Consider the following 16,067-nt stretch of genomic DNA (forward strand, 5'->3'; position numbering starts at 1 on the left):
TATTCTGTCGTGAAAATTATATGAATTTTTTCATCTTTGCGTTTTCTCTCCATGGATAGAGGATCAACCGGAGAAGCAGACGCAGCCAGATAACCGGGCAGGTTACATATTATTCAGAAAAGCCTGTGCCGGGGCCGGTTCAGAGACTGACCCGACCCCGGAGGCTGTTAGTTCAGGGTCGGTATGGTGAACTCGGCACCCGTGCGAATACCCGACGGCCAGCGAGCCGTAACCGTTTTCAGCTTGGTATAGAAACGCACACCTTCCGGGCCATGCATATGATGATCGCCGAACAGTGACCGCTTCCAGCCGCCGAAGCTGTGATAGGCGACCGGCACCGGAATCGGCACATTGATACCAACCATCCCGATCCGGGCATTCCGGGAGAATTCACGGGCCGCATCACCGTCACGGGTAAAGATTGCGGTACCGTTACCGAACTCATGATCATTGACCATGGCGAGCGCCGCATCATAGTCCGGCGCACGAACCATCGAGAGTACCGGGCCAAAGATTTCCTGTTTGTAGATATCCATATCGGTTGTCACCCGGTCGAACAGGCAACCGCCCAGGAAATAGCCGTTCTCATAGCCCTGCAGGCGAAGATCCCGGCCATCAACGACCAGTTCCGCACCTTCCGCGACACCGCGATCCACCAGCCCCCGGACCTTTTCCATATGACCTTTGGTATTCAACGGACCGAAATCTGCGTCCGGATCATTGTAGGCGCCGACTTTCAGGGTCTGAATTCGGGGAATGAGTCTTTCCCGGATCGCACCTGCGGTTTCATCCCCGACAGGAACGGCAACGGAAACCGCCATGCAGCGTTCTCCCGCAGAGCCAAATCCGGCACCGATCAGCGCATCAGCCGCCTGATCAAGATCAGCATCCGGCATGATGATCATATGGTTCTTTGCGCCACCCAGCGCCTGAACCCGCTTATTATTCGCGGTTCCCGTATGATAGATATATTCAGCAATCGGCGTTGATCCGACAAAACTGACAGCCTCGACCAGCGGATGATGCAACAGGGCGTCAACGGCTTCCTTGTCACCATTGACGACATTCAGAACACCCGGAGGTGCGCCAGCTTCCGTCATCAGTTCAGCCAGCCGAATCGGGCAGGAGGGGTCTTTCTCTGACGGCTTGAGAATGAATGTGTTACCGCAGGCCAGAGCAACCGGGAACATCCACATCGGCACCATCGCCGGAAAATTGAACGGCGTGATACCCGCACAGACACCCAGCGGCTGACGCATGTTAAAGCTGTCAATACCGCCGCCGACCTGTTCCGAGAATTCACCTTTCAGCAACTGCGGAATACCACAGGCAAACTCCACAACTTCCAGCCCGCGCTGTACAGAACCCGCCGCATCCGGAAGGGTCTTCCCGTGCTCACGGCCAACCAGTTCTGCCAGTTCACCCATATTCTTTTCGACGAGGTCGCGATATTTGAACATAACCCGTGCACGCCGGATCGGTGTCCATTCCGACCATTCCCGGAAGGCTTCATGGGCGATCTGCACCGCGGCATCGACCTCGGCTGCGGAAGCCAGTTCAACATCCGCAAAATGCTCTCCGGTCGACGGATTGAAGACCGGCCCCGTTCGTTCCGAACCGGACTTTGAAACACCGCCGACAAAATGTGAAAGCCTGATCGTCATATTTACCCCCGTTCGTGCGACCGCTTGGGCCAGCATCAATTCATCCAGAAGACTAGTGATGCAGCCTAGCAATGTGAAGAGGAAGGTTTTAGGGCCAACCGTGTCATTTATTTCGGAACAAACACCGGCACAGAGCGTTCCTGTCTTAATGTTGGCAATGCCGACATCAGCCGGGACAACGGCTGGCTTTTACAGATGAAGGAGAATTTATCATGCGTAAGTTCGCAATTGTCGCAGCCACAGGCACAGCCCTCCTTGTTTCGGCCTGCTCTGGTATGTCTGCACAGGAACAGAAAGTCGTCAGCGGTGGCGCAATAGGTGCCGCAGTGGGTGCTGCAGGTACAGCAATCACCGGCGGGTGTGTCTCCTGCGGCGCCGCAATCGGTGGTGCGGTTGGTGCCGGCGCCGGTTATGTTAAGGACAAGATGGACAAAAATAACTGATTGTCCCGAACAGGTTAAAAAAGCGCTCACTCCGGTGGGCGCTTTTTTATGCCTGGAATCAGCGATTCTTTCGTTCCTGGGCTTCAATATCTTTCTGCGCCAGACGTAAATTGGCACGGTTTGCCTTCCAGAAAAAATCAACGGCATCCCCCAGCAGGGGAACAGAGCCAATCACCAGATCAGCTCCAGCATTGATCCCCATTCTTATCAGGGCAGGGACACGAACGCCGGCACGGCGGGCTTCGATGATGACATAGGCAGATAGCGCCGCAGCCACCAGGTCGCCTGCACCTGGCAGCAACCCCAGCAGTCCATCCAGCCCGAATCGAAAACCAGTCCCGGGAATCCGGAACTGGTTGTCGAGAAGGTGGCTGAGACGGTCCATCCGGGCCAGGCGATGGTGCCGGTGATCTGTCATCATGTCTCCATCAGCTCTCTGTATGGCATCCCGTCTTCATCCTGAAAATCCACTTTCAGTCAGGCGCTTCTCTGCATCTGGGTTTTATGGCCACCTTTTGAAGCCCCATAGGCCTGACCAAGTTCTTCGATCGTCTTTGAATGCAGGTTTTTCTCCGCCAGCGGAAAGATATCCTCTTCTTCCTCGTCAAGATGATGAAGAATATCATGGGCAAGCTCATCGAACGAGTTCCACCATTCGTCGCCGAAAGACGGTGTCTCCTGCATCATTTCGATCAGCTTGCGATGTTCACCATGCTCTTCAACCGCATGCAGCGCCTGATCGCCAAGCGACTCCAGCCGGGCGAGATGAGCGAACAGAACATGCTGTTCCGCTTCATGGTGAACCATCAGCTCAAGCGCCAGATCATCGTAATGGCGGGCAACAACCTTCCGGTCCTGACCTTTAGCCCGCTGCACAGCAGTGATTCGCTCGCGCAGGCTGTCATGGTCGTCTTTCAGCAAAGTGAAGATGCTCATTCAAGAACTCCTTTGGAATGAATGTCATAAGACAAACGCCTGGGAGTTATGGAGGTTCCGGATAGCAGGCACAAAAAACCCGAAGAACCTTGGTTCTCCGGGTTTATGAACGCCAGTCCTTTGCGGACCCGAATGCTCTGAACATCTCGCCTATCTGTAACTGATAGGAATGAATGCGGCGAAGCAGATCCGGTCGGGTGGCAAGATATTTCTCATACTCGCATCGACGGTCACGATGCATCTGACCATCGATGTAGGCATGAAGATCTTCCTCCGACCATTTCTTGTCATCAGCACTCAAAAGACCCTCAGCTCATCCATTCAACTCACATAGCATGAACGACATTATGAGCTGACTGTTCCCGCCGGCGGCGCATTTTCGGCGCTGCGGCCTGAGTCTGGATATCCCGGAGACGCTCACGGGCCCGGAACAGACGGGACTTCACAGTCCCGACCTTGATCTCCAGAACTTCAGCAGCTTCTTCATAAGCCATGCCTTCCATCCCGATAAGGATCATGATCTGCTGATCCCGTGCGTCAAGCTTGGCAAAGGCCCGGCGGAAATCACGCATTTCAAGAGAACCGAGCTGATCACCATTGGTGCTGGCACCATCTGACCATTCTTCCAGCGGTACATGTACGCCACGACGGACATCCTTGCGCTTACGATCGCACTGCAGGTTATGCATGATCGTAAACATCCATGTCCGCAGGTTGGTGCCAGGCTGAAACTGTTCCTGACGCGAGAGCGCACGCTCAACGCAGTCCTGTATCAGATCTTCAGCAGCATGCGGATTCCGCTCAAGCGCATGGGCATAACGGCGAATACTCGGCAACTGTTCTTCGATCATTTCGTAGACTTCGCTTTGCATCTGTCGACTCCAGTCGTGTTGTTCGATGACCAGAATCTACCCAGAACAAATTATTACTACAATAAAAACCGCTGACATTAGTTATACATCATAAACATATTATGTAATATATTATATAATGTAATTTATGTACTATACTCACATACATTAAGTTAACCAGATTACGCATTATCAGGGAAATCCATTGCTTACTTAAATTGAGTAAGTTACTCATAAAAAAAGACAACCGAACACGATTAGCTGTCAGGGCAGAAACAAGTGGAAAGATGGAGATGTCTGATGGACAACCACAGACGCAGACTGCTGTGACCGGCGGCAAAAAGCGCACCGAACGCCTTCAGGTCATGCTGGAACCAGAAGAACTTGAAGCCATTGATATCTGGAAATTTGAAAACCGGCTGCCGACACGGGCCGCAGCAATCAGAGAACTTCTGCGCCGCGGTCTGCTGGCTCAAGAACCGAAAATCTCTGCAGAAGCGGGCAGGGGGAATACGCGCAACTTTGGTGTTCTTCGGAGACAATAAAAAACGGGGCACCCGAAGGTGCCCCGTTTGCCGTCCAGTAATGCAGAGAGATTACTCAACGAGGATTTCGACGCGACGATTCCAGGCATTCTTCACCTCATCATCGGTCTTGATCGCCGGATCGACTTCACCAAAGGCCAGAACCGTAATGTCTTTCTCCGGGATACCGGCGATCATCAGCTGCTGACGAACCGCCTCAGCCCGTTTCTTGGAAAGCTCCAGGTTATAGTCCTGCGGACCAACCCTGTCTGCATGGCCGGAAATAAGAATCTTCTCCTTACCGGCAAACTTGGCATCCGAACGATAGGTCGTAATCGCATCGCCAATCGCTGTCTGGTCTTCCTCTCCGATAACCGCACTATCAAACGGGAAGTACAGTTCAAAGAGTGACGTCGGTGCAGGTGCTGATACAGGCGCCTCAACCTTTGCCGTCGGCTTCGGTTCCATCATTGCCGTATCGACCCGGTCCATGGCAGCCATGAACTGGTTACGACACGCCGCAATATGTGCTGTCTGCCAGTTTTCTTCCTGCTGCTCGACCCAGCAATCGAATTTTGCCTGCGCTTCGGCAACAGCCATCGGTGCCTTGGTACGGGCACCACCATCAAGCGCTGAAACCAGCTGGGTACGGGCAATGGAAAGCTCGGTCTGATGTTCGGCCGGCAAGTCCCATTCCTTCAGAGTGGTCGGTTTGACATCATTGCCTTGAGCGGCTGTCAGGCCTTTTTCAGCCCAGCGATCAGCATCCCGCCAATCCTGCATCTTGTCATATTCAAAAGCTGCGATCTGGCGATACTCGTCAACCAGCGCATTCTGATGCTGTGAGCCTGTCGGCTGAGCACCGCGAAGCGCCGTCATATTGGGCTCGACATCCCAGGTGCTGCAAGCCGCAGCAAGGGAAGACGCAACAACTGCTGTGATAATTTTACGGTAGGCCATGGAATGGTCTCCTTTTACTTCATTAATTTGGAGAAGCGCCTGTTCGACGCCTTACCCGACCTTTAACGAGGCGGGGTTGAAATAGTTCCGAGAAAGTTTATGCGGAGAAATAAACAGCCGCAGAAATGACAGCGATAGAAAGTACAGTTGAGCAAACAACAACCTTTCTCATACGCCCGGACGTTTCTCCCTGACGTACCTGTTCTTTTTCGATTTTAACTGGGTCAGTCATATCAAACTCCTTTTCTTCTTATATGCACTGCGTGAACGCTGATTATTTATATTTGTTCCCATGGAACTTCCGAAAATCATTGGCGTTTATCCTGTACTGCCTCAACAGCGGGGCACGAAATAAGGAGACCACCATGTCAAAAGCAGAAGAGTACAGTCAGAAACTGAAAGCCGAACTGAAGGACATTGAAGCTGAAATGAAGCATCTGGAGGCCGATATCGAGCGCGCCAAGGCTGACGGCAAAAATGACCTCGACGAGTTCCGGCGGGAGGTTTCCGCCCAGTACGAAAAATCGAGATTTGAGATGGAAAAGCTCCGGGCTTCCGGTGAGGCCAGTCTGGAGCAGGTCAAACAGAGCGCCGAGATGGCTTACCTTGACCTCAGAAAAGCAATCTCGAATGCCCGTAATCGTCTCTCCGGCTAATCAAGCAACATTTTCCTGACGAACCCAAGAAAGGACCAGAACATGAAACCGACCTATCTCAAGTTTGCCACCGCCGTTGCTCTGGCAACCACACTTGTTGCAACGTCAGTCCATGCAGAATCCAAAAAGGAAGATCCGGTTACCTACGAACAGGTTTCGGACTACACCGTCGAGCAAAAGACCGAGGCGGTGACCTGGCTGGAAGAGCGCGCTGACGACCTCGACCGTCAGATTGATGAACTCGACCAGAAAATGGCCAACGCCGGTGATGCGATGGCCAGGAAGTGGGAAGAGGTCAAGATCGACCTTGCTGCCAAGCGTGAGGCTGTGGCCCGGGATCTTGAAAAATTCAAGAATGCATCGGCTGATGCCTGGGACAGCGCCAAGGCCAGCATGGTGGAATCCATGCAGGACATGGAACGCGCCTATGATGCGGCAGCAGAAGAGCTGAGTAAGTAAGTAAACCGGCATCAATACCGGAAAGGCGGGCGCGGCGGCATCCGCCTTTTTTGATTCCGTTACATGAAAATCCGGCCAAAGCGCATGACAGAGGGCTGCCTGACAGCTATCAGTCGCCACCCTCCACAGAATCTAGTGATTGCCAGCTGATGTTTTCAGAATTTGATCCCGTTTTTCTCGCCGGTCTCGTTGCCGCATTGCTCGCCACCGGTGTGATTGGTGGTCTGATGGCCGGTCTGCTCGGCGTCGGCGGCGGCATTGTTATCGTGCCCGTGCTCTATCACGCCTTTTCCCTGCTGGGGATTGCCCCGGAAGTGCTGATGCATATCGCCGTGGGCACATCACTGGCGACAATCGTTGCAACCTCCATCTCGTCCGCCCGGGCGCATTACCGCAAGGGTGGGATCGATGTTGACCTCCTGAAATCCTGGGGCCCCTTCATTGCCCTCGGCGTCCTCCTCGGGGCCGTCCTTGGCGCCAATCTGGATGGTCTTGTGCTGTCCGGTATCTTTGCCGTCATTGCATTGTTCGTGGCAGCCAACATGGCCTTCCGGCCGGATGGATGGCATATGCGCGAAACGCTGCCCGGTGCGCCCGGCCGGCAAATCATTGCAACCATCATCGGATTTTTCTCGGTCATGATGGGTATCGGCGGCGGAACACTCGCCGTACCAACCCTGACAGCCTTTAATTATCCTATTCGCAAAGCTGTCGGCACAGCTTCAGCGATCGGGCTGATCATCGCCATTCCGGGTGCTGCCAGCTTTGCGATTTTCGGCTGGGGCAGGGCAGAGCTTCCTCCCTTTTCCCTTGGCTACATCAACCTGATCGGCTTTGCGCTGATTGTGCCGATGTCTGTCTTCATGGCACCGGTCGGTGCAAAACTGGCCTACACGATTAACACCCGCATGTTGCGGCTGTGTTTTGCCATATTTCTGCTGATCACCGGCTTGCGGATGCTCTATGATATATACGGGGCCTACGCCGTCTGATCTGCACGCGGATCAGACGTTGTTCAGGCCGGATGTTCGCAGAATATCGACCAGCGTCCGGCCGCTTACCTCCCGGTGCCGACTGTGTACTTCCCGCGCTTTTTCCGAATCACGGGCGGCAATGGCAGCCAGTAATTCCCGGTGATCCTTGTTGGAATTTGTCGGCCTCGGTCGCAGCTTGAGCGTCACCATCCGGACCCTGTGTGCCTGATCCCAGAAATTCTCCACCAGCGCCATCAGCCGCCGGTTGGCACAGTAGTTCAGAAGCAACTGATGAAACCGTTCATCAGCTGTTGCCCAGGCAGATAAATCGTCGCTGACCAGCGCATCATCCATATCGCTGACAGCCTTTTCCAGTGCTTCGAACTCTTCCACAGAGAGCCCGCGTTTTGCGACTTCTGCAGCTGCGGTCGATTCCAGCGATGTCAGAACCAGATAGATCTCTTCCATGTCATCAGCAGAAATCGGCAGCACCCGCATGCCATGCCGGGGCTTGACCTCAACCAGTCCTTCATTTGCAAGACGCATCATAGCTTCACGGGCGGGGGTTCGGCTCATCCCCAGCTCGGCAGCTATTTCCTGTTCGAGCAAATTTGCTCCCGGCGATAACTCGTTATCCAGAATGCGGCGTTTAAGTTCCCGGTAAGCCTGTTCGGCATAGGGAATTCGCGAACCGGTTCGTTCCGTGACATCCATGCGAAACCCGTCTCCTCCATCGCATTCATTATTATCACCAGACGTTGTGCGATCATGTTTGTTACAGCAAACTGATCATCTGCAGATGCCTGATTATGCGTCTGATATGATTCTAGCAATGAACAAGGTATGAGGGAACGACGAATGCATGCTGTCCTGGTCTGGTTTGATGTTCAGCCGCAACGGCGGGCGGATTTTTATGAAGCAATGATGGCACAGGCTGCCAACTCGCTGGCACTGGAATCCGACTGCCATTATTTCGATGTCTGCACATCAGAACAGCATCCCAACCGGTTCTTTCTGTACGAATTGTACACGGATGCCGCTGCCTTCCAGACCCATCTGGATTCCGATCATTTCAAGTCTTTCAATGAAAAGGTCACGCCCTGGGTCACCGGAAAATCTGTTGAGACCTGGAAACGTCAGTAGCCCTTACGAAACAATCTGAGCGGATATTCAACAGGCAGACAGCCCGCCCATGAACATCGCCCGTTTTCTCCAGCGTGCAGCCGGTCTTTATCGAGACCGGCCCGCCCTTGCGCTGAACGAACAGGTGATTGCCAGCTATTCGGACTTTGCCCGCAATGCGGCGCATCTGGGGCAGGGGCTGAAGATGCGGTTCGCCATTACCCCGGGCGACCGTGTTGCAATCTGTATGTCGAACCGGCCGGATTACGCCCTGATTGCCTTTGCCTGCTGGTGGGCTGGTGCGGCCATCGTCGCCGTGAATGCCAAACTGCACAGCAAAGAAATTTGCTACATTCTGGAGAACAGCGGCGCCAAACTCTGCTTTGGCTGCCCGAAAACAGCGCCACTGCTGACCGGCATGGAGGCCCCGTCCGGAACCCTCAGACAGGTCATCATCGCCGACCACGGAGGCCTCACGGATCTGCAAGCCTCAGACCCGGCAGACCTGATCACACGCTCACCGGATGATCTGGCCTGGCTGTTTTACACCAGTGGAACCACCGGCCAGCCAAAAGGGGCGATGATCAGTCATGGCAATCTGCTGTCGATGACACAGGCCTATTTCAGCGATGTCGATTCTGTCGCGCCCGGTGCCGCCATCCTGCATATGGCACCGATGTCGCACGGGTCAGGCCTCTATGCCCTGCCATTTGTGGCTGCTGGCGGCGTACAGGTAATGCCGGACAGCGGTGGCTTTGATGAAGCCGCCTTTTTTGACCTGCTGACCAAATGGCCTGATGCCAGCATGTTTGCAGCCCCGACCATGGTATCGCGTCTGACAGCGAGAGCCCGGGCCAGCAATCCGGATCATCAGAATCTGCGAACGATCGTCTATGGCGGCGGGCCGCTGTATCTTGATGACCTCCGCGCCGCTGCCGATCTGTTCGGGCCGAAGTTCGCCCAGATTTACGGACAGGGCGAATGCCCGATGACCATTACATCGATGAGCCGGCGAAACATGACCGCTGCCCTGATGGCAAATGACACAGGCTATCTGGAGAGCGTGGGCGCGCCTTTTACCGGCACAGAAGTCAGAATTCTGAACGAGGCAGGAGATGACGCCCTTCCCGGTGAGACCGGAGAAATCGCGGTATCCAGTGCTACTGTGATGCCCGGCTACTGGAACAATCCTGTAGCAACCCGGCAGTCAATCCGGAACGGATGGCTACTGACAGGAGATCTCGGCACACTGGATGACCGGGGATTACTGACCCTGAAAGGCAGAGCAAAGGAACTGATCGTCAGTGCCGGCACAAACATCTATCCCATTGAGGTGGAAAATGTCCTGACCTCACATTCCGATGTCAGGGAAGCGGCGGTTGTCGGGGTCAGGGATCAGGAATGGGGAGAACGTGTTGTCGCCTTCGTCCTTCCTGAAAGCAGCATTGACCCGATTGCCCTGGAACAACGCCTGGATCAGTATTGCCTGACCCATATCGCCCGCTTCAAACGCCCCAAACAGTATGTTTTTGTTCAGGAAATGCCGAAAAATGCCTATGGCAAGATCGTCAAACGCCAGTTGCTCGAATCATACCCAAACCTGAGCGATATCGACAGCCAGTAACCCGAGACAGCAGATCACACCTGATACAGGCACCCACATTGGCAAATTCAGTGGAACAAACGGAGCGTTTTCACGCATCTTGAGCCGGATAAGCGACAGGTTCACAATAGTGAAAACTGTGAGCGCAATCTGCGATGTCGTCGCCGCCAGACGCTCAACATTGAAGCCCAGTGCCAGCACAAGAACGATCACGGAGACCAATATTGTTGCGATTACCGGTGTCCGGGTCAGCGGATTGATCCGGGCAAGAAATCCCGGTAACTGCCCGCGATCTGCCACACCATAGATCACCCGGGACGCCATGATGATCTGAATGATGATCGTATTCAGAGTCGCCATAATCGCAATGCCGGTTATCACCACCGGACTGATGCTCCCAACTCTCGCCGCGACAACTGCCAGCGGTGCCTCAGATACTCCCAGTTCCGCAGGTGATACCGTCATCACGGCAACATACACGACACAGAAATAGACCAGCGTTGTAATGAAAAGTGTCAGGGCAATAGCACGGGGCATGTTTCGGACTGGATCAACCGTCTCTTCAGCGACATTCACCATGTCTTCAAAGCCGATAAAGGCGAAGAAGGCGATCAATGCGGCGCTGCCAATGCCAACAAGAGCCGGCATGTCGCCAACTGACGGCAGAACCTCGCTTATCCTGAGGATCATCCCCGGATCAGCAGCCAGACCCGCAATGACAATCACCACAAGACCGCCAACTTCGATCACGGTGAATACTGCGGCGAGGACAACGGACTCCAGAATACCCCAGCAGGCAACGGCACAGACAGCCAGCACCACGGCGGTCTTCAGCAAGACCGGCGATAGAGATGTGAATTCAGAAATATAGCCGACGGAACCAACGGTTATTGCGGCGGACGAAACAATACCTGCGCCGACAACCAGAGCACCTGTGACGAGTGACAGGATGTCTGAGCCGAATCCCGCCTGGACATATGCTGCTTCTCCCGCGCTAACGGGAAACCGGGCGGACAATTCGGCAAATGATGCCGCAGTAAAGGACATCACAAAGGCAGAAACCAGAAAAGCAATCGGCGCATTCATACCGCTTTCACGTGCTGCGGCACCAATCAGCACATAAATACCGGCACCAACCGTCACGCCGACGCCATAGAGTACCAGCAATGTCAGGCCCAACCGCCGTCGCAAGGCAACAGGCTTCTGCATGTTTGTTTCCCAACGGGATGGATGTAACGGGAACCATTGCATTCAAACCGGTGACCGGCATTGATGCATCGCAATGGGATTGACGAAAGAAATGCGGGGCAATTGATACGGATCAAGGCGTCATCATCGCTGCATGACTAACATCCGACCATCAAGCCACAATTGGGAGGACAAGATGTCCTACAAAACCGTTCTTGTTTATTTCAACAATGAGAAAAGTGCTGACGGTCTGATCAAAGCGGCTGTCAGACTGGCAACCAGCCACGGCAGCCATGTCATCGGCCTGTTTGTCACACCGAAAGTTCAGGTTTTCCCGGATGTGGGTCCCGGCATGACAGCTGAAATCCTCAAGGCTCACGCAGAAACCTTTAAGGAAGAAGCCGACGGCATTCATGCCAAATTCGAAAAAGCGATGGCAGGACAGCCATTCAGCGCGGAATGGCGCCATGCCGATACCGGCTACTACCAGACGGCAAACGAGATCGTACAGCAGGCCCGGATGGCCGACATTCTAATTGCACCACAGACCGACAGTGAAAACCCGGACCCGAACTATGCCGGTGTTGCGGAAGAATTGCTGATCGGTTGTGGCAGACCGGTTCTGATCGTTCCGGCCTTCAGCGGTGCCCGTGATTTTGGCCGGCATATCATGCTGGCCTGGAACGGCAGCCGTGAATCCGCCCGCGCCGCTTTCGATGCCCTGCCTGCATTGAAACTCGCAGAGATGGTCACAATTCTGTCTGTCGAATCGAGTGAAAAGAATGGCCAGACCTTCATTCCTGGGAGTGAAATCGCAACGGCTCTCGCCCGTCACGGCGTTACCTGTGACGTTTCCATGTCATCCGGCAGCAGCCTGCATCCGGGCGACGAACTGCTTGCCCGGCTGGCAGATGCCAATGCCGACCTGCTGGTAATGGGTGCCTACGGACATACCCGTTTTGCGGAATTCATCTTCAGCGGCGTCTCGCGGCATATGCTGAAAAACATGACGACACCGCTGCTGATGTCGCATTAGGGAGAAGCAGGCATGTCGCTTAGTAAAATCAGACTTGAGCTGGCCCGCGATCATGATTTCCCGAATGGCAGCACCACACACGGCTATGAATTCGTTGCGCCGCTGGATGCCAACCATCTGATAGAGGCAAAACAGTTCAGGACCCTGAAAGCCAGTTGCAGAGTCAGACGCTTCTGGGGGAACAGTGATGACGAAGTCGGTCATCTCGTCCGTAAACCGGGAGGATCATGGGCGTTCCATTATGATATCAATGGTGACGCAGATGATGATGAAACCGGCTACCGTTTCGGCGATCACCGGTTTGTCGAAGGAGAGTATGTGTCAATCAAGGAACATGACGACCATATGCGCACATTCCGTGTCGCAGCTGTCTCACAGGTTTCCTGATCACATACGGGCGCAACATTGTCGAAGGGCAGGGGCCAAATTCCCCTGTTCTTCAACTGCGACAGCCTCCAGATTCAGCCAGTCTGCCATCAGCCGCAGTTCCTCTGCCAGAGCAATCGCCACATCATCCCGGCGCACAGACTGTTCAGCATAGGCGCCCCTGACGCGCAAAATGCCTGCCGCCCGGTCTGCTTTCAGATCAACCCGTCCAACCAGACTGTCACCCAGCAGGAAAGGCAGGACGTAATAGCCGAACTGACGTTTTTCGGCAGGGGTATAGATTTCCAGCCGATAGTGAAAATCAAACAGGCGCTCTGTTCGCGGGCGAAACCATACCAGCGGATCAAACGGTGACAGCAGGGCAGAACAGGTGGCACGCCCCGGCAGCACATAATCCCGCCAGAGCCAGGCCGGCTGGTCCCAGCCCTGAACCGTAACGGGGATCAGGTCGCCCGCTTCCGCAAGTTCGGCAACCCGTGGTCTGGACTGCGCCGCTGACAGCCGGAAGTAATCACGAAGGTCAGGTTCCGTCGCAACGCCCAGGCTTGCAGCCGCCAGACGCAAAAGCCTGCGATGTGCCTCGGCCGCGTCCGGTGTCGGCTGGTTGAAGATATCCGCAGGGATAACCCGTTCTGTCAGGTCATAATGCCGTTCAAAATTAACCCGGCGGGATGACGTAACCCGTCCGGTCCAGAACAGCCATTCCATTGCGATTTTTGAATCCTGCCAGCCCCACCAGGAACCTTTACGCTTTTCCCCTCCGGAAATATCCGCCACCCGAACCGGCCCCTGATCTCGGACCATCGCCAGCACCTCGCTGACATAGGACTGTTTTTCATGGCCAAACCGGGCAATGCCTTTCCACGGTCCCAAACCATCCAGTGCATCCTGCATTCGCCAGCGAAACAGAGGCTGAAAATCCAGCGGTAGAATCGACGCCTCATGCGCCCAGTACTCGAAATAACCGCGTTTTCGGGGAGGGCCGTCAACCGCCTCATCCAGCAGGCTTTTGCGATAATTGCCGAGGCGCGAAAACAGCGGCAGGTAATGTGAACGTTCGAGCACATTCACCGAATCAATCTGCAAAAGCTGCAGATCGCCCAGAACAGCATCGAAATGCCGCCGGTCTATGCGCCGGCCACGACGGCGGGTCGGAATAAACCCCTGAGCTGCCAGCGTAATCCGACGCGCCTGTTTGATGCTGAGATGATCCATAATCCAAAACCTAGCCTGCCATATTCCGGAAGAGAAGCCGGGACAGAAAGCATGACAATAATCGCCCCGGCGCAATCCGATTGTTGCACCGGGTGCCTGAGTCTGAAATGAAGATCGGAGTCTTCATCCGATACCGGACCAGCCTTGACCACTGACATCGAACAGATTCGCGACCGTATACGCCGCCTGCGGGCCATGACTGTCGAAAATGGCTGCACGGAGGCCGAAGCCGCCGTCGCGGCAGAAAAGGCACTGGACCTGATGCTGCGCCACGGTCTCAGTGAAACTGTCACCAGTCTTGATGAAGCGAGTATCGTCAAGCATGGCAAACGCCTGACGCCCCGTGACCGGTTATGGCGCTGGGTCTCCATGTCGACCAATACAGCCGTGTTCTTTCAGCCGGAGTCCGACCGCACGATGACCGTCCGCTATATCGGCAAGGCTCCCGGACCGGATATTGCCGTTTACCTGACGGAGGTGCTGAACCGCGCAGTGGAAGACGGGCTGAAGACATTCAGGGAGGGTCGGATCTACCAGTCAAAACGAAACCCTCAGGCCAAACGACAGGCTACCGCTGAATTTACCGAAGCCATGGTCGAGCGACTGAGCCGCATGCTCTGGAAACGCATGAAGCAGGCCCATGATGAGGAAACCTATGCCCTTGCCTGCAACGCACTGGAGGAGAGGGTGCCCGATGCCCGTACTGTCCAGCACCGTAACCAGCGCCTGCGCCACTGGGACGCCCGTGCAGCCGGTCATGCGGCTGCTGGCGTTGTCCGGCTGATGGATGCCGTAAAAACCGGCTTCTTCCGTAAACAGATTGGCAAGGGCTGAGCAGACAGCCGCTGCCGTCAGGACGTCAGAACCTTACGGGCGTCCGCATGACCGTACCCCAGTTCCTCAGCAACTGCCTGACAGGTAACCTGTCCCCGGTACACATTCAGTCCGGGCAGGAAACCCGGAATTGAGAGCAGAGCATCTGCATATCCCTTGTCTGCCAGTGCCAGTGCATAGGGCAGGGTGACATTGTTCAGCGCATAGGTTGATGTTCCGGGAACCGCACTTGGCATGTTCGCTACACAATAATGAACGACATCATCAACCACATAGGTTGGCTCGACATGAGTTGTCGCCTTTGATGTCTCGAAACAGCCTCCCTGATCGATAGCCACATCAACCATCACCGCACGCGCCTTCATGCGTCTGACCATGTCAGCCGTGACCAGTTTCGGGGCTTCCGCACCAGCAACCAGCACGGCACCAATCACCAGATCTGCCGACAGCACTTCTTCTTCAAGGGCTGCGGCGGTTGAATAAAGTGTCGTCAGGGCAGGGCCATAACGATGGGAAAGACGGTCCAGCACGGTGACATCCCGGTCCAGCACCGAGATATCCGCCCCCAGACCAATCGCCATCTGAATCGCATTTTCACCAACAACCCCGCCACCGATAACCGTTACTTTTGCCGGACGAACGCCGGGCACGCCGCCCAGCAAAAGACCCCGGCCACCATTGATCCATTCCATTGCATGAGCCCCGGCCTGAATGGACAGGCGACCGGCGACCTGCGACATCGGGGTCAGCAATGGCAGACCCCGCCCGTCAGCACCGGTTACAGTCTCGTATGCAATACAGATTGCACCACTATCAACCAGATCCCGCGTCTGTTCCGCATCCGGAGCCAGATGCAGATAAGTGAAGAGAATCTGACCTTCACGCAGCATCCGACGTTCAGCCGCCTGTGGCTCCTTCACCTTTATGATCATCTCTGCTTCAGCAAAGATGGCAGCAGCATCGCCGGAGATTTCGGCACCGGCAGAGCGATAGTCGTCATCGGTTTTGCTGATGCCCTGGCCGGCATTGGTCTCGACCGTCACCCGGTGCCCGCGACGCGTGAGTTCTGCGACCGATTCAGGGGTCAGGCCAACGCGGTTTTCATGGGTCTTGGTCTCTTTTGGAACGCCGACATGCATCTCTGGAACCTCCGAATTCGGTGCTGCGGGAAACAAACTCCTTCCCATTCAAGTAGAGCGTATCGCGTCGAAAACC

Annotated in this window: 20 protein-coding genes; 10 read left to right on the forward strand and 10 right to left on the reverse strand. The window is 54.9% G+C overall.

Going from position 1 to position 16,067, the window contains the following annotated elements; all coding sequences use genetic code 11:
- Positions 1-167 precede the first annotated feature (167 nt).
- Positions 168-1,664: a CoA-acylating methylmalonate-semialdehyde dehydrogenase gene (gene mmsA / locus GH722_16705; protein ID MRG73412.1), complete on the reverse strand. Its 1,497-nt coding sequence runs from the start codon at positions 1,662-1,664 to the stop codon at positions 168-170.
- A gap of 212 nt (positions 1,665-1,876) precedes the next feature.
- On the opposite strand from mmsA, the gene GH722_16710 reads away from it, so the two are divergent.
- Positions 1,877-2,107 (forward strand): hypothetical protein, encoded by a 231-nt coding sequence (locus GH722_16710; protein MRG73413.1) that lies wholly within the window; start codon positions 1,877-1,879, stop codon positions 2,105-2,107.
- Between the two features lie 58 nt (positions 2,108-2,165).
- Here GH722_16710 and GH722_16715 read toward each other — a convergent pair whose 3' ends face one another.
- The 4 genes from GH722_16715 to GH722_16730 all read right to left on the reverse strand — a co-directional run bounded on the left by GH722_16715 (position 2,166) and on the right by GH722_16730 (position 3,915).
- Complete coding sequence (locus GH722_16715; GenBank protein MRG73414.1) at positions 2,166-2,528, reverse strand: DUF4112 domain-containing protein; 363 nt, start codon at positions 2,526-2,528, stop codon at positions 2,166-2,168.
- Positions 2,529-2,584: 56 nt separating this feature from the next.
- Entirely contained in the window at positions 2,585-3,043 is a 459-nt protein-coding gene (locus tag GH722_16720; GenBank protein MRG73415.1) for a hypothetical protein, read from the reverse strand.
- 103 nt (positions 3,044-3,146) lie between these two features.
- A complete protein-coding gene (locus tag GH722_16725) occupies positions 3,147-3,344 on the reverse strand; it encodes a hypothetical protein (GenBank protein MRG73416.1) in 198 nt (65 codons plus the stop codon).
- 25 nt (positions 3,345-3,369) lie between these two features.
- Positions 3,370-3,915 (reverse strand): sigma-70 family RNA polymerase sigma factor, encoded by a 546-nt coding sequence (locus tag GH722_16730; GenBank protein ID MRG73417.1) that lies wholly within the window; start codon positions 3,913-3,915, stop codon positions 3,370-3,372.
- 272 nt (positions 3,916-4,187) lie between these two features.
- Here GH722_16730 and GH722_16735 point away from each other — a divergent pair, with 272 nt between their 5' ends.
- Positions 4,188-4,439: a hypothetical protein gene (locus GH722_16735; GenBank protein ID MRG73418.1), complete on the forward strand. Its 252-nt coding sequence runs from the start codon at positions 4,188-4,190 to the stop codon at positions 4,437-4,439.
- 51 nt (positions 4,440-4,490) lie between these two features.
- Here GH722_16735 and GH722_16740 read toward each other — a convergent pair whose 3' ends face one another.
- A complete protein-coding gene (locus GH722_16740) occupies positions 4,491-5,378 on the reverse strand; it encodes an OmpA family protein (protein MRG73419.1) in 888 nt (295 codons plus the stop codon).
- 365 nt (positions 5,379-5,743) lie between these two features.
- Here GH722_16740 and GH722_16745 point away from each other — a divergent pair, with 365 nt between their 5' ends.
- The 3 genes from GH722_16745 (at position 5,744) to GH722_16755 (ending at position 7,485) form a co-directional block, all read left to right on the forward strand.
- On the forward strand, positions 5,744-6,034 hold the full coding sequence (locus GH722_16745) for a hypothetical protein (protein ID MRG73420.1): 291 nt from the start codon (positions 5,744-5,746) through the stop codon (positions 6,032-6,034).
- A 42-nt stretch (positions 6,035-6,076) separates the two neighbouring features.
- A complete protein-coding gene (locus tag GH722_16750) occupies positions 6,077-6,493 on the forward strand; it encodes a hypothetical protein (GenBank protein ID MRG73421.1) in 417 nt (138 codons plus the stop codon).
- Positions 6,494-6,642: 149 nt separating this feature from the next.
- A complete protein-coding gene (locus GH722_16755; protein ID MRG73422.1) occupies positions 6,643-7,485 on the forward strand; it encodes a TSUP family transporter in 843 nt (280 codons plus the stop codon).
- Between the two features lie 12 nt (positions 7,486-7,497).
- Here the strand turns inward: GH722_16755 and GH722_16760 are convergent, their stop codons facing one another.
- Complete coding sequence (locus tag GH722_16760; protein MRG73423.1) at positions 7,498-8,181, reverse strand: FCD domain-containing protein; 684 nt, start codon at positions 8,179-8,181, stop codon at positions 7,498-7,500.
- A 144-nt stretch (positions 8,182-8,325) separates the two neighbouring features.
- On the opposite strand from GH722_16760, the gene GH722_16765 reads away from it, so the two are divergent.
- Positions 8,326-8,610 carry an antibiotic biosynthesis monooxygenase gene (locus GH722_16765; GenBank protein MRG73424.1) on the forward strand — a complete coding sequence of 95 codons (285 nt, stop codon included), beginning with the start codon at positions 8,326-8,328 and terminating at the stop codon, positions 8,608-8,610.
- Between the two features lie 49 nt (positions 8,611-8,659).
- Complete coding sequence (locus GH722_16770; protein MRG73425.1) at positions 8,660-10,213, forward strand: AMP-binding protein; 1,554 nt, start codon at positions 8,660-8,662, stop codon at positions 10,211-10,213.
- Here the strand turns inward: GH722_16770 and GH722_16775 are convergent.
- Positions 10,178-11,401 carry an amino acid permease gene (locus GH722_16775; GenBank protein MRG73426.1) on the reverse strand — a complete coding sequence of 408 codons (1,224 nt, stop codon included), beginning with the start codon at positions 11,399-11,401 and terminating at the stop codon, positions 10,178-10,180. The genes GH722_16770 and GH722_16775 overlap by 36 nt on opposite strands.
- 133 nt (positions 11,402-11,534) lie before the next feature.
- Here GH722_16775 and GH722_16780 point away from each other — a divergent pair, with 133 nt between their 5' ends.
- On the forward strand, positions 11,535-12,416 hold the full coding sequence (locus tag GH722_16780) for a universal stress protein (protein ID MRG73427.1): 882 nt from the start codon (positions 11,535-11,537) through the stop codon (positions 12,414-12,416).
- 12 nt (positions 12,417-12,428) lie between these two features.
- Positions 12,429-12,803 (forward strand): hypothetical protein, encoded by a 375-nt coding sequence (locus GH722_16785; protein ID MRG73428.1) that lies wholly within the window; start codon positions 12,429-12,431, stop codon positions 12,801-12,803.
- On the opposite strand, the gene GH722_16790 is transcribed toward GH722_16785, so the two are convergent.
- Positions 12,804-14,021 carry a winged helix-turn-helix domain-containing protein gene (locus tag GH722_16790; protein MRG73429.1) on the reverse strand — a complete coding sequence of 406 codons (1,218 nt, stop codon included), beginning with the start codon at positions 14,019-14,021 and terminating at the stop codon, positions 12,804-12,806. It abuts the gene before it with no gap.
- Between the two features lie 141 nt (positions 14,022-14,162).
- On the opposite strand from GH722_16790, the gene GH722_16795 reads away from it, so the two are divergent.
- Positions 14,163-14,852, forward strand: a complete 690-nt coding sequence (locus tag GH722_16795; GenBank protein MRG73430.1) for a DUF2786 domain-containing protein — start codon at positions 14,163-14,165, stop codon at positions 14,850-14,852.
- A gap of 17 nt (positions 14,853-14,869) precedes the next feature.
- On the opposite strand, the gene ald is transcribed toward GH722_16795, so the two are convergent.
- Positions 14,870-15,991 carry an alanine dehydrogenase gene (ald, locus tag GH722_16800; protein MRG73431.1) on the reverse strand — a complete coding sequence of 374 codons (1,122 nt, stop codon included), beginning with the start codon at positions 15,989-15,991 and terminating at the stop codon, positions 14,870-14,872.
- Positions 15,992-16,067: the final 76 nt, after the last annotated feature.

This window comes from Alphaproteobacteria bacterium HT1-32, from assembly GCA_009649675.1.
Lineage (GTDB): Bacteria > Pseudomonadota > Alphaproteobacteria > Rhodospirillales > HT1-32 > HT1-32.

Excerpts from the sequence above, each read along its gene's own strand:
- GH722_16730 (MRG73417.1), bottom strand. The coding sequence starts at position 3,915 with ATGCAAAGCGAAGTCTACGAAATGATCGAAGAACAGTTGCCGAGTATT.
- ald (MRG73431.1), bottom strand. The coding sequence starts at position 15,991 with ATGCATGTCGGCGTTCCAAAAGAGACCAAGACCCATGAAAACCGCGTT.
- GH722_16720 (MRG73415.1), bottom strand. The coding sequence starts at position 3,043 with ATGAGCATCTTCACTTTGCTGAAAGACGACCATGACAGCCTGCGCGAG.
- GH722_16715 (MRG73414.1), bottom strand. The coding sequence starts at position 2,528 with ATGATGACAGATCACCGGCACCATCGCCTGGCCCGGATGGACCGTCTC.
- GH722_16755 (MRG73422.1), top strand. The coding sequence starts at position 6,643 with ATGTTTTCAGAATTTGATCCCGTTTTTCTCGCCGGTCTCGTTGCCGCA.
- GH722_16780 (MRG73427.1), top strand. The coding sequence starts at position 11,535 with ATGACTAACATCCGACCATCAAGCCACAATTGGGAGGACAAGATGTCC.
- GH722_16775 (MRG73426.1), bottom strand. The coding sequence starts at position 11,401 with ATGCAGAAGCCTGTTGCCTTGCGACGGCGGTTGGGCCTGACATTGCTG.
- GH722_16760 (MRG73423.1), bottom strand. The coding sequence starts at position 8,181 with ATGGATGTCACGGAACGAACCGGTTCGCGAATTCCCTATGCCGAACAG.
- GH722_16785 (MRG73428.1), top strand. The coding sequence starts at position 12,429 with ATGTCGCTTAGTAAAATCAGACTTGAGCTGGCCCGCGATCATGATTTC.
- GH722_16750 (MRG73421.1), top strand. The coding sequence starts at position 6,077 with ATGAAACCGACCTATCTCAAGTTTGCCACCGCCGTTGCTCTGGCAACC.
- GH722_16745 (MRG73420.1), top strand. The coding sequence starts at position 5,744 with ATGTCAAAAGCAGAAGAGTACAGTCAGAAACTGAAAGCCGAACTGAAG.
- GH722_16710 (MRG73413.1), top strand. The coding sequence starts at position 1,877 with ATGCGTAAGTTCGCAATTGTCGCAGCCACAGGCACAGCCCTCCTTGTT.
- GH722_16740 (MRG73419.1), bottom strand. The coding sequence starts at position 5,378 with ATGGCCTACCGTAAAATTATCACAGCAGTTGTTGCGTCTTCCCTTGCT.
- mmsA (MRG73412.1), bottom strand. The coding sequence starts at position 1,664 with ATGACGATCAGGCTTTCACATTTTGTCGGCGGTGTTTCAAAGTCCGGT.
- GH722_16735 (MRG73418.1), top strand. The coding sequence starts at position 4,188 with ATGTCTGATGGACAACCACAGACGCAGACTGCTGTGACCGGCGGCAAA.
- GH722_16770 (MRG73425.1), top strand. The coding sequence starts at position 8,660 with ATGAACATCGCCCGTTTTCTCCAGCGTGCAGCCGGTCTTTATCGAGAC.
- GH722_16765 (MRG73424.1), top strand. The coding sequence starts at position 8,326 with ATGCATGCTGTCCTGGTCTGGTTTGATGTTCAGCCGCAACGGCGGGCG.